Source organism: Microbacterium sp. I2 (genome assembly GCF_051364985.1).
In the GTDB taxonomy this organism is placed as follows: Bacteria; Actinomycetota; Actinomycetes; order Actinomycetales; family Microbacteriaceae; genus Microbacterium.
The window spans coordinates 298,658-311,985 of record NZ_JBLWIH010000022.1 but is presented as its reverse complement, the minus strand read 5'-3'; the positions used below and the strand labels follow the sequence as shown (position 1 = coordinate 311,985).

Annotated in this window: 5 protein-coding genes; 3 read left to right on the top strand and 2 right to left on the bottom strand. The window is 71.6% G+C overall.

All coding sequences use genetic code 11. The features are described 5' to 3' along the window. Positions 1-99: 99 nt before the first annotated feature. Positions 100-7,002 (bottom strand): SdrD B-like domain-containing protein, encoded by a 6,903-nt coding sequence (locus tag ACLKM7_RS16915; RefSeq protein WP_436448410.1) that lies wholly within the window; start codon positions 7,000-7,002, stop codon positions 100-102. Between the two features lie 319 nt (positions 7,003-7,321). Between ACLKM7_RS16915 and ACLKM7_RS16910 the strand changes: the two genes are divergently transcribed. The 3 genes from ACLKM7_RS16910 to ACLKM7_RS16900 are packed head-to-tail and all read left to right on the top strand — an operon-like array spanning position 7,322 to position 10,694. Further along, complete coding sequence (locus ACLKM7_RS16910) at positions 7,322-8,647, top strand: right-handed parallel beta-helix repeat-containing protein (RefSeq protein ID WP_436448408.1); 1,326 nt, start codon at positions 7,322-7,324, stop codon at positions 8,645-8,647. A gap of 56 nt (positions 8,648-8,703) precedes the next feature. After that, on the top strand, positions 8,704-9,429 hold the full coding sequence (locus ACLKM7_RS16905) for a hypothetical protein (protein ID WP_436448406.1): 726 nt from the start codon (positions 8,704-8,706) through the stop codon (positions 9,427-9,429). A gap of 56 nt (positions 9,430-9,485) precedes the next feature. Continuing rightward, complete coding sequence (locus tag ACLKM7_RS16900; protein WP_436448404.1) at positions 9,486-10,694, top strand: Dyp-type peroxidase; 1,209 nt, start codon at positions 9,486-9,488, stop codon at positions 10,692-10,694. Here the strand turns inward: ACLKM7_RS16900 and ACLKM7_RS16895 are convergent. Next, positions 10,666-13,281: a LuxR C-terminal-related transcriptional regulator gene (locus tag ACLKM7_RS16895; RefSeq protein WP_436448402.1), complete on the bottom strand. Its 2,616-nt coding sequence runs from the start codon at positions 13,279-13,281 to the stop codon at positions 10,666-10,668. The two genes, ACLKM7_RS16900 and ACLKM7_RS16895, sit on opposite strands and share 29 nt — an antisense overlap. Positions 13,282-13,328 lie beyond the last annotated feature (47 nt).

Genomic DNA, 13,328 nt, shown 5'->3' with positions numbered 1-13,328 from the left:
GCCCCCTCGCCCCACCGGCACACCCCACCACCCCCACCGCCCCGCCGCGCACACAAGAGAGCCCGGGCCTGTCGGGGGCCCGGGCTCTCGCTGCACTCCTCAGACGCTTCGTCGGCGACGAGCGCTGAGGACCCCCAGTGCCCCCAGGACAAGGAGGAGCATCGCGACCAGCAGCCACGCGCCGGCCGACAGCGCCGCGCCGGTGGCGGCGAGCGGGCCCGGGGCCCATGCGTGGAACGGGTCGGAGTCGGTCAGCCGTACCGGTGCGCCGTCGGCGTCGGTGACGACGACGGGGGTGCCGTCCTCACCCAGCATCGGCTCGCCCGTCGGCACGCCGCCCTCGTCGACCGCCGGCACGACCGGGGTGACCTCGACCGTGACGGTGTCGGCGTGACGCTGGTCTTCGCCCAGCACCAGCGTTCCTTCGGCGAAGAACGACGCTCCGGGCGGGATGAGCCCGTGCCAGGTGCCGTTCGCGACGAAGTCGTACGCTGCGGGCCCACCGAACGCGCTGAGGTCGGCGGTCCACCGGCCGATGGCGGGGCCCTCCCCCGTGACGTCGGCGAGGTCGATCGCGGTGAGCCACGTCGAACCGGTGTTCGTCACGACCCAGCGCACGGTGTTGCCCGCGCCGGCCTCGTACTTCACCGCATGGCCTCGGTCGTTCGCGTCCTGCGCGGCGTCCACGAGCGGCTTCACCGGGGTGATCCAGTCGCCCTCGGCATCCTTCACGGCGGGGTCGGCTTTCTCACCGTCGTACTTGATGACCTGCACGCCCGACGTGAACGCGTTGTAGTCGTCGGTGTCGGAGGCGGGGATTCCGGATGCCGCGCCCCGCGCGTCGACGGCCGCCCGGTCCACGTGCGGCTCACCGCCGGTGAGCGTCAGGGTCGCCGTGCCGGTGATGACCTCGCCCGGCTGCCACACGGCGTCACCGGTGAAGGTGTCGTCCCACGCGGCCGACCAGATCGCTCCTTCGCGGACGGCGACGAGCTCGTCGCCGTTCGGAAGGGTCCAGACGAGCGACTCGATCTGCGCCCCCGAGACGTTCTCGTCGAGGAGGACGACATCGGCGAGGTCTTCGTCGCCGGTGTTGGTCACCCGCAGCACGATGGTGCGCGCCTCGCCGTTCTCGTACAGCTCACCGTCGGCCATGGTGTCGGCGTCGTGCGCGATCGCGGTGCCCTGACCGTCGCCCTTCTCGATGTCGACGTACGGCCCGACGCCGGTCCACGCGTGGAACGGGTCGTCGTCGTCCACGGTGAACGGCACCCGCTCCTCGGGGTTCTCGGGGTCGGGCACGGTGGCGCGCACCGGCTCGTCGCCGTCGAGCAGCGGCTCGCCGTTCGGCGTCGTGCCGTCGTCGCCGACCGCGGGCACCACGACGGTTCCCATGACGTCGACGGTGTCGGCGTGGCGCGTCTCGGCCTCGAGCGTCAGCTGACCCTCGGCGAAGAACGAGGCGTCGGGCGGCAGCAGACCCTGCCACGGACCCGACTCGGCGAACGAGTAGTCCGCGGGTCCGCCGAATGCCGACAGGTCGGCCGTCCAGTCGCCCCCGATCGCGGGGCCCTCCCCGGTGACGTCGGTCAGCGTGATGTCGGTCAGCCACGTGTCGCCGGTGTTGGTGACGACCCAGCGCACCGGGTTGGTCACGCCGACCGGGTACTTGACGGCGTGGTCGATGTCGTTCGCGTCCTGCGCAGCATCCTTCAACGGCTTCTCGGGAACGACCCAGCCGTTGTCGTCGGTCACGACCGGGTCCGGCCCCAGGCCGTCGTACTTGATGACCTGGATGTCGCCGGTGAACGCGTTGTAGTCGTTCTGGTCGCCGACGGGGATGCCGGATGCCTGGCCCCGAGCCGTCACGGCGGCGCGATCGACGTGCGGGGCCGAGCTGGCGCCCAGCGTCAGCGTCGCGAGACCGGTGATGGTCTCCTCCGGCTGCCACACCCCGGGCCACGACGCGGTCCACACGCCGGTGGCCCCGTCGAGCGCGGCATCGAGAGCCGTGCCGTCGGGCAGCGTCCACTCCATGCCCTGCACGGTGCCGCCCGAGATCGTGGCGTCGGTGAGCACGACGTCGACGAGAGGCTCGTCGCCGGTGTTGGTCACCTCGATCACGACCGTGCGGGTCTCGCCCGGCTGGTAGGCCTCGCCGTCGGCGAGGGTGTCGGCCTCGTGCACGATCTCCGCGCCGTCGCCGTCGGCCGTGCCGTCACCCTTCTGGATGTCGACGATCGGACCGACGCCGGTCTCGGCGTGGAAGGGGTCGTCGTCGTCCACGGTGAACGGCGAGCCGTCCTCGTTCGTGGCGGGGACGGGAGTCTCGCCGTCGAGCGCAGGCTCATCGGTCGGGATGCCGTCTCCGTCGGCCGCGGGCACCACGACGGTGCCGACGACGTCGACCCGGTCGGCGTGCTGCGTCTCGGCCGGCAGCGCGAGCGTGCCCTCGGCGAAGAACGACGCGCCGGGAGCGAAGAGTCCCTGCCACGGGCCGTCCTCGGCGAACGAGTAGTCCGCCGGACCGCCGAGTGCGCTGAGGTCCGCCGTCCAGTCGTCGCCGATCGCGGGACCGGCGAGCGTCGTGTCGTCCAGGGCCAGGTTCGTCAGCCACGTGTCGCCGGTGTTGGTGACGACCCAGCGCACGGTGCGCTCGGTGTTCACCGGGTACGAAACGGCGGTCTCGAGCGTGTTGGCGTCCTGCGCGGCATCGGCCAGCGGCTTCTGCGGAACGACCCAGCCGTCGCCCTCGGTCACCTGCGGGTCGGCCTTCTCGCCGTCGTACTTGATGACCTGGATGCCGCCGGTGAAGGCGTTGTAGTCGTTCTCGTCGCCCACCGGGGTGCCCGACAGGGCGCCGACGGCGTCGACGGTCGCGCGGTTCTGGTGAGGACCGCTCTGATCACCGGCCCCGGCCTCGATCGTGAGCGTCGCGACACCCACGATCACGTCACCGGGCGCCCACGTCGCCGTGCCCGGTTCGAAGGTCGCCGCCCAGCTGGCGGTCCACTCGCCGGTCGCCGCGTCGAGCGCAGCTGCGGCGGAGGAGCCGTCGGGGTAGGTGAACACGAGGTTCTCGACGACACCGCCCGCGAGGGTGGTATCGCTCAGCTCGACCTCGCGCAGCGGCTCGGGTCCGGTGTTCTGCACGCGGATCACGATGTCGCGCGTCTCGCCGGGCGCGTACGTCTCACCGTCGGCGACCGTGTCGGCCTCGTGTGCGATGGTGCCCGCATCCGCGTCGCCGTCGCCCTTGCTGATCGCGACGCTCGGCGTCACGGTCGTCGGGTTGACGATCTCGACCTCGACGACGGTCGCGTCGCCGATCGTGAGCGTGGCCCCGTTGGATGCCGCGACCCCGTCGATGCGAAGCACCGGGGCGGCCCATGCGGCGCCGGCGGGCAGCCAGCCGGCCGCGGGCGTGACCTCGGTGATGGTCACGACCGTGCCGGTGGGCAGCGCCGGCGAGGTCGTCGTCTGGCCGTCGCGGACGCGCAGCTGGCCGTTGCCGGCGACAGAGGTGTAGTCCACGACGAACTCGGGGTCGCCGATGACCAGCGACTGGCCGGGGCCCGTGACGTCCTTGGCGATGGAGAACTGGCCGTTCAGCGGTGTGGTGGGGTTCTCGAGCAGCACCGCTGCGACGACGTCGTCGACGATCGTCAACGTCGCAGTGCCGTCGCCGTTGTCCACGATGCCCGTGCCCGAGAAGACCGCCGGCGACCACTCGACGTCGGGCAGTGCGGCAGGAGCCTGCTCGCGCAGCAGCACCTCGGTGCCGGCGGGAATGTCGGCGGGTCCGGTCGCGACCTCTCCATCGTTCACGCCGGGAAGCGGCGTCCAGCTGGCGCCGCCGTCGATCGAGTACTCGATGACGAACTCGGTCGCAGCGGGAACCCGGCTTGCGCCGTCGCCGGTCACATCCTTCGTCACGGCGAAGCCGCCGGCGAGCTCGGTGGTCGGGTTGGTCAGAGTGACCTCGGCGGTCGTGCCGTCACCGATCGTGATGACGGCGGTGCCGTCGGCACGGTCACCCGTGCTCCAGCTCGGCGTGCCGAAGCCGACGCTGGGGCCCGCCCCGGTGATCGTGAGCTCGCTCAGGGTGACGGGGGTGCCGTACGGGATAGCGGGCGAAGTCGCGGTCCAGTCGTTGCCGGCGTCGAGGGTCAGCTGACCGCCGCCGCCCGCATACGTGTACGCGACGGTGAAGGTCGCATCCGCCAGCTCTGCCGAGTCGAGGTCGAACGCCCCGGTGACGGCCTTGGTCACCTCGAACGCGCCCGGCGAGAACAGCGTGTTGGTCACGCGGAATGCGAAGTTCGACCCGGTGCCCTGCAGGCGGTAGTAGCCGTCGTGCGCTGCGCCGGCGGGGTCGGTGATCGTGACGTTCTTGAGCCCCTCGTCGTCTTCGGTCACGCTCACGCTCGACCCGACGGGCAGGGTGATCGGCGGTGAGGTCTCGTCAGGGCTCAGCGTGACCGAGCTCGGGTTGAGCGGCAGCGGGTCGCCGCGGAAGTCGCGCGCGTCAAGATCGATCGTGAACTCCTCTGCGGGCGCGGGGTCGCCGCCGTCACCGATGAGCTTCTGCACCGTGAACGCGACGTCGGCACGGAAGCCGGCGTCGATGGTGTGGTCGTTGTAGCCGGGACCGGTGACGGTGACGGATGCCTCACCCCCGGCATCCGCGTTGGAATCCGTCGTCGTGGTGCCACCGCCCTGCTGGGTGAAGACTGTGTCGGCCCAGTCGACGTCGCCGAACAGGTCGGCGTTCGGGCCGCGGAGGGCGAGCGTGCCGTCCTCGGGCTTGACGAAGACGACCGTGTAGTCGCCCGCGGGCTCGAAGCCGTCCTCGTCGGAGCGGAAGTAGTACTCGCCGGCCGCGTCGGTCGTGGTCGTGGCGACCACGTTGCCGTCGGCGTCGCGCAGCTCGACGCTGACGCCCTCGATCGACGGCTCGTCGGCATCCTGCGCGCCGTCCTGATCGGCGTCGAACCAGACGCGGTTGCCGATCTCGACCGGCGCCTGCCGGGCGAGGAGCGAGACCGAGCCGAGTCCGCCACCCTTCTGGAACGTGCCGTCGGCGCTCGCAGTGCCGCCACCGTCGCCGGTCAGCTCGTAGCCCGCGACCGCGCTGCCGTCGGTCACGTCGTACCAGGCGAGCCCGGCGAGGCGAATGCCGGCGAGCGGGTCGTAGGTCGTGCTCACCACGGTTCCGGTGCCTCGCTGGCCGCCGACGCTGCCGAGGGCGATCTCGCGGTGGGTGGTGCCGTTGCCGACGTTGAGGCGGTCGTTGTAGAACTCGCGCCCGCCCGGGCCCTCGTTCACGCCGCCGGTGGTGCCGGTGCGGTCGCCCGCCACCGCGTTGCTCTCGAACGTGAAGGTGCCGTCGCCGTCCGGGGCGGCGATGAGGATGTCGCCGCTCGAGCCGGTCTCGTACATGCCGCCGATCGACGCCTCCGACGACCAGTTGCGGTTGCCGCCCTGCAGGGCGGTGCGGTCGGTGAACGCGGCGGTGAGGTAGCCGTCCTCGTCGATGTAGAAGTCGCTCAGCACCGGCTGCGGGTAGATCTGCCATCCGCCGTTGCTCTGCGAGACGCGGCCGCCGGCCCACGCCCAAGTGTCGGTCCACGTGTTCCACCGCTGCGACTGCGGCGCGAGAGTGTTCTGGTAGACGTCGCCCTTGGCGTAGCCGAGACCGACGTTCGCCACCTCGGTGAAGGTGTCGAGCTCATCGATCGGCGCCGCGAGCACGTGTGCGCTCAGGCCCGCCGCCGCGGCCGACTGGCCGGGCTGCGCACCCGCGTCGGTCTCGCCGCTGTCGACGTAGCCGACGAAGAGGCGGTCCTGGTAGATGTCGACCGCCCACGGGCGCTCGCCGACCCCGAGGCCGAGGTCGTACGACTCGAAGCTCGTCGGCGGCGCGTCGATGTCCGAGACGTCCAGCGCGTAGAGCTTCTTGTCGTGCAGGTTGATGAAGTAGAGGGTGTTGCCGTCGGGGCTGATCGTCACGCCGCCGAAGCCGACCTTGCCGGTGTTCGCGAACCCGTGCGCGTCGCGCACGGGCGTGGTCGGCGAGCTCAGGCTGCGCTGCACGTTGGTCTGCGCGGTGCCGAGGTCGATGCCCAGGTCGGTGACGTCGAGCCACGGCGTGACGGATCCGGCATCCGACAGCTCTCCGTTCTCGTCGAGCACGTCACTCACCCGATAGATGCCGCCGAGGCCGAGCGAGCCGAGGCCGCTCTGGCGCTTGTAGGTGGCGAAGGCGAGGATGCTGTCGCTCGCCGGCTGGTAGGCGAGCGCGCTGACGGCACCGACCTCGCCGAAGGTCGCGAGCGTCACGCGATCGGGGAAGCCGCCCGGCTGCGATCCGGTGTAGTTGCGCTCGAACGGCGTGCCGGCGATCGCCGGTCCGTTGATCGAGGCAGCGGTGCCGCCCTCGGAGGCGAGCGGCGAGCCGGCGCGCTGGATGGCGGTGACGAGCGGCGCGGCATCCTGTGCGTAGTCCTGGGGCACGTTCAGCGCGAAGTCGACGTTTTCGGCACCGGCCTCGACGAACTGGACGCTGGTGCCGTTGGTCGCGTCGGCGGCGGCGGTGCCCGAGGGCTCGAAGCCGTCGGGCCATGCCGAGAACTCCACGCGCAGCGCGGTGCCGTCGTCGAGCCCTGTGGTGTCGAGCTCGTACGAGCCGTCGGCCGACGTCAGCGCGGTGCCCGTGAAGTCGCCGCTGCCGTCGGTCGCCGTCACGGTGACCCCGGCGATCCCCTCGTCGCTGGCGACGCCGCTGCGGCTGCTCGATCCGCTGTCGAAGACGCCGTTGCCGTTGAAGTCGCGGAACACCGTGCCGGTCACCTGCCCGGGAGCCGCGTGGGCGGGCGCAGTCGTGACGACGACACCGCCCATCGCGAGCGCGGCGGCGGTGAGGGCGGCCAGTGGCGCGCGCCACCGCCCCCTGCCGCCGTTCGGCTGCGACGTGATGCTGCGTCTGAACGCGGTGCTCATGCGGTGTATCCCCCTGGTTGATGCTGCGAATTCGTCCCGGGTCGCCCGCGCGCGCGGTGCGCGGGAGCGCATCGGACGCGTGCGGATGTGGTGTGAAAGCCGTCGGGCACGACGTGCACACCTGTGTGCGGACGGTCTGGCCGTCGTCGGGCACGACGTACGGACCTGTCTCCGGGTGTTGCCATGCTGGCGGCGGGGGACCACGACTTTGTGCAGGGTGGGGCGGATTTCACCCTCGGTTTCACCCTGAGCGGGGGCAGCGCTCCACCAACGGTCCCGAACCCGAGGCCCCACCACCGGTCATGGTTACAATCCCGTCATGCCCTCCTCCCCCGCCTTGCTTCGGCGCGCCCTGGTGACGGCGACCCTCGCGGTCGCCGTCGTCGCCGGGGCGGCGGCGTGCGCCCCCGAGGCGACGGCGCCGATGGAGGTTCCCGACACCGTGCGGGTTCCGGGCGATGCCGAGACCATCTCGGCCGCCGTCGACCTCGTCGCCGAAGGCGGACTGATCCTCGTCGAGCCGGGCACGTACACCGAGCAGGTGCTGGTCGACAAAGCCGATGTGACTCTGCGCGGCCTCGACCGCAACGCGACCGTCATCGATGCCGAGAACATCCGTCCCTACGGCGTGGTCGCGGTGGCAGACGGCGTGAGCATCGAGAACCTCACCGTGACCGGCGCCACCTTCTACGGCGTGCTGGTGACGGGCATGCACGACGAGTCCGGACCGACGGCCCACGGTGTCGACGGCTACTCACGGCTGGATCCCGAGAAGTTCCCGCCGGTCCAGCGCTTCGCGATCGACCACGTCACCGCGTACAACAACGGGCTCTACGGTCTGTACGCCTTCGACGCCCAGCACGGCGTGATCCTCGATTCGTACGCGTCGGGTTCGGCCGACAGCGGCATCTACGTCGGCCAGTGCCGTGACTGCGACATCCTCGTCTCCGGCAACGTCGCCGAGAACAACGCCGTCGGGTTCGAGAACGCCAACGCGTCCGACAGCGTCGTCGTCGTCGGCAACCGCTTCAGCGGCAACCGCGTCGGCATGACGTTCCTCTCGAACTACCAGGAGGCCTTCGCGCCGCAGCGCGGCAACGCGGTGGCCGGCAACCTCGTGTCGGGCAATGCGGCGACGGATGCCCCGGCCCACGCCGAGGGTGGCTTCGGGGTGGGCATCGGCATCTCGGGCGGCACCGCGAACATGTTCGACCGCAACCGCATCGAGGGCAATCCCCGCGCGGGAGTGGTGCTCTCGAACACCGAGGATCTCGCGACGCTCGACAACTTCTTCCGGGGCAACGCGATCGCCGGCAACGGCGTGGGCATCGCCAACGCGTCGTCGACACGGGCGCCGGCGCGCGGCAACTGCCTCGACGGCGATGCGCCATCGACCCTGCCTCTCGAGTTGTTCGCCTCGTGCGCGCCGGGCGTCGATCAGCCGAGCGCCGACGCCGCTTCGCTGCCGGCACCCGAGGTGCCGCCCGGCGTGAGCTTCATGAAGGTGACGCCCCCGCCACCGCAGCCGTCGATGGACGATCCCGAAGCGCCGGCACGCGTGCTTCCCGACGCGCTTCCCGCCCTCGATCTCGGGACGATCGAACTGCCCCCGGCGGACTTCCTCGGCGAGCGCTCGCGATGGTGACGCGGGCGCATTCCGTTTTCGGCATACGGATCCTGGGGGTTGTCGCGGCGGCGGCGATGGCGTTGTCTCTCGCCGCCTGCGCGCCCGCTGACGGCGACGACTTCCCCGCCGGCGACGCGCGGCCATTGACGACGGAAGAGGCGCAGACGCTCGCGGCCATGCGCCTGCGCAATCTCGATGCCGGCACGCGCGCGGTGGCCTTCGAGCTCGCCCAGCCGGACTCCGAGACGACGTTCGACGGCTGGTTCGACTACGAATCCGGTGTCGGGTACGGGCTGGCCACGGGCGAGGCGAACGAGCTGCTGCTGTGGAACACCCGAGCCGTCGGAACGCATACGGCGACGACGGATGCCGCTCCCCTGCCCATTCCCGACACCGACCAGCTGGCCACGGCGTGGCAGGGCAGCGCCCTCGATCCCCAGGCCTCTCGACTCGACACGGTGCTCGCCACGATCGGCTCGCTCGGCGCGGACCGGCCCGAGAACCCGCTCCTGCTGCAGCAGAACGGCACGCTGTGGCTGGGCCAGCGAACCGTGGACGGCACCGAGCTGACGGTCTACGCCGGCCCCCCGTCCGACGAGGCGCTGCAAGCCGGCGAGACCGCCGATCCGGATGCCGCCACCGTGCGGTACTGGATCGACGAGCGGGCGACCCTCCATCGGCTGGACGTGCGGCTGGGCGGCGAGAAGGCCTGGACCACGGTCCGCTTCGGCGCTGCCGACGACGTGAGTCTCGGCGACCCGTTCGCCGAAGCCGAGGGCGCGGACGGAGCGGCCGGATGAACGACGAGCAGCCGTCCACGCCGGCGCCACCCACAGCGCCCGCGTCCACAGTGCCCGTGTCCGCACCGCCGCGCGGCATCAGCCGCCGCGCGCTGCTCCTCGGCGGGGGCGGTCTCGGCCTGGGCGTCGTGGCCACCGCCGTCGCGGTGTCGACCGCTCATGCGCCCTCGGCCGAGCCCGCGCCGTCCACGCCCGCCGCGTCCGAGGGCGCTGCCGTTCCCGCGCACGGCGCGCAGCAGGCGGGTATCGCGCGTCCCGCCACTCCGCAGCGCAATGGTCTCGTCGTCGTCGCAGATCTCGGCACGGACCAGAACGCCGATCCGGATGCCGCGACCGTCCTCGCCGCGGTAGCCGCGGCGGGTGACGCCATCGACGCCTGCACCGACCCCGAGCGCTTCGATCCGGTCGTGCTGCCCGACGGACCCGGCGATGTCACCGTCACGATCGGCCTCGGTCCGCGCCTGGTGCGGGCCATCGATCCCACGCTCCCTGGCGCCGACGACCTCCCGGCGTTCCGCAGCGACGAGGGCCTCGCCGCCGAGGCGGCCGGCGGCGATCTGCTGATCGCGGTGTATGCGAGCGACGCCGCGGCGCTGCATCCCGTCGCCGATCGCGTGCTGGCCGCGATCCCGGGCGCTCGTCGTCGCTGGGCGCAGCAGGGGGTCCGGGGCTCGGGCACCGGCACGGTCGTCCGCAATCCGCTCGGCTACCACGACGGCATCATCGTGCCCCACACCGAGGACGAACTGGCCGAAAGCGTCTGGATCCCGTCCGGGCCCGCCGCCGGCGGCACCGTGGCGGTGATCCGGCGGCTGCGGCTCGACATCTCCGGGTTCGGAGCCCTCGCACCGGCCGCGCAGGACCGCGTGATCGGCCGGGAGCGCGCGAGTGGCGCACCGCTCTCGGGCGGCGCACGCGATGACCAGGTCGATCTCGGCGCCAAGACGCCCGAGGGTGAGTACCTCATCCCCGCCCGCGCCCACGCGCGGGCCGCGCACCCGTCGTTCACCGGAAGCCCCCTGATGCTGCGCCGCGGCTACGCCTTCAGCAACGCAGGGCCCGAGCGCGACGATGGGCTGCTCTTCGTGTGCTTCCAGAACGACCTCCAGACGTTCGTGCGCACGCAGCATCGCCTGGACGAGACGGACGACCTCATGGCCTTCACGCGCGCGACCGCCAGCGCGTCGTTCCTCATCCCGCCCGGCCGCGTCGGCGGCGCGCCGCTCGGCGCCTCGCTCAGCGCGGGTCCTGCGCCGAGGGGCTGAGCTCCCACGCGGCCAGGACCGACAACGCCTCCTCGCGGCTGCCCACTTCGAGCTTGCGGTAGAGCGCGCGCAGCTGCGATTTGACCGTGTTGCGCGACACCGACATCGCCGCGGCGATGTCGTCGAGCGAGCTGTGGTGGGCAAGTGTCGCGGCGACCGCCAGCTCGCGCTCGGTGAGGCGCGGGCGTGCGCTGCGGCTTCCGATGACGCCGGCGTCGCGGGCGCGTGTGAGGACGGCGACGAAATCGTCGTCGTAAGACCCGGCGGTCACGGCGCCCAGCATGGCCTCGAGTGCCGCGACGGGGGTGAGCATGACCGGCATCGACAGTCCGCGATCCCGCAGGAACGCCGCCAGGCGCCGCAGAGCCACGTGCACGTGATCTGCGCGCTCGGGACGCGGCGCGGATGCCTGGGCGAGAGCGATCGCGCCGGCGAGCAGCGCCAGCTGCTCCCCTCTCACACGGGAGGAGACCGCGTCATCCTCAGCGTCGTCTCCCCAGCCCGTGAGCAGCTGCATCGCGCGCTCGACATCCCCTCGCGCGAGGGCGATTCGGGCGCGGCTCACTCTCCGGCGGGGGCCCTCGGGGGCTTTGGCAAGCAGGTCCTCGGCGGCCGCGACGTTGCCGCCGGCGAGCCGGATGAGCGCACCGGTGTGTCGCAGTTCCGAGGCCATGTCGGCGTGGATGGCGTGTCGGGCCTTCTGTTCTCTCAGCGTGGTGTCGAGCCGCACCTGCGCGGCTTCGGGCGCTCCCTTCAGAAGGGCGATCTGCGCGTCGAGGTCGGCCAGCACCGACCAATGCTCGATGGTGCTGCGGTGCGGGTCGAGGGTCGAGAGGTGCCCGGCTGCGGCATCCGGATTTCCTTCTTCGAGCGCGAGGTACGCGCGCGCGACGACGGCGAAGCTGCCGGGGTAGCCATCGACCCAGCTGTCGGGCCAGATCCGCCAGTCCGCATCGGCGAGCACGGTGATCGCTTCGGGCAGGTCACCCCGGATCGCGAGCGTGCCGGCCTGAAGGGCGAGGCCCTGCAGCCCGGCGAACAGACCCTTGGCATCGCTGACGGCCGTGGAGGCGCGGAAGCACTCGAGGGCGTCGGCCGCGCGGCCTCCGTAGAGGAGGGTCGTGCCGAGCTGGTTGTAGAGGGTGGGCTCGTTGCGGCCGAGCAGGTCCCGCTCGGCCGGCCCTAACGTCCGCATGAGATCCAGACCGCCGACGGCCGCCGTGAGCGCGGGCGCGGATCGCCCCGACACCCGGTTTGCCGCGCTCTCGATGGTGAGCAGCAGCACGCGATCGGCCGGCCGGCTCCGCGCGCGTTGCTTGCGTGCACCATAGACGGCGAGGGCGAAGTACTCGAGGGCACGCAGCCGCTGGGTGCCGTTCGCGTTGGCGCTGATGGCGAGCACGATGCTGATCAGCGGCAGGTTGCGCAGGGTCATCAGCGGGATGTCGGCGAAGAGCGACGTCAGGCCCGATCGTCCTCCGATGATCTCGTTCCAGCTCTCGCGCACGATGTCGGTCGCGAGGTCCCACTCTTTCCAAGAGACCGCGATCCGCATCGCCGGGAACGGACGCCGCCCCGACATGTGCCAGCGCGCGATGCGCAAGTCGAGCTCGCGCAGGGTCGCTGGCGGCAGTTCCCGGCGGGTGTAACCCTCGATGATGCGCCGGAAGACCGGCGAGAGCTCGAAGCTGCGGACGCCCGAGGCCTGGGGCGAGGCAGCGTTCCAGATGCCCAGCCCCTCGCGCTCGGCGCGGTCGAGCATCTCGGCCGCGTGTGCTTCGCCGGTCAGTTCGACGGCGAAGTCGGCGTCGATCGCGTCGGTCAGGGCGATTCGCTGGATGAACGCGCCGAAGCGTTCATCCGCCGCCGAGTCGTGCAGCCGCAGCAGGGATTCGATGCGCGTCTCGATGGTGACGGAGCTGCTCTCGTTGCGCGGATCGGCATCCAGCGCCACCACGCGGGCGACGGCGGGAGTGGCGCCGTATTCGAGCACCTGACGCACGCGCTCCGACCGCTCCGTGACACCGAGCAGCAGTGCGGTCTCGGCGACCGTGAGTTCGAGGTCGGTCGGTCCGATCCGCGTCACTTCGATGCTCAACGCCAGCCCCGATTCGGTGAAGGCGTTCGAGGTGCGCGTGCTGGTCTTCACCGAGAGCTGCGGCAGGTCAGCCAGCAGACGCAGGATGCCGCGGATCGTCCTCTCTTCGAGGTATTCGCTCTGATCGATCACGATGGTGAGCGGCCCGCCGATGCGGCGCAGGCCCCGTTCGAGCAACGCCCAGGGGTCGGCGACCAGCAGGCTCGCATCCGCCTGCGCGAGCGGGTTGCGTTCGTCGATCAGGCCGAAGTCGTCGAGCGCATGGGCCACCTGCGAGACGAACCGGGTCGGCGCGGCGCTGTCTTCGCGCATGCGCAGCCACACCCCGTCCTCGTCCGTCGCCGTCGCCCACTGCGCGAGCGCGACGGTCTTGCCGTAGCCGGCCGGTGCGTGCAGTACGGTGAGTGGCGTTGCCGAGCCGAGCGTGGTCAGCAGGCGCGGCCGGGCGATGCTGCCCGGTGGCAACCGCGGTACTCCGAAGAGGGACATGTCGAAGCACCCCCCAAGGTCACGGCAGTCCGCCGCCACTCTATAGG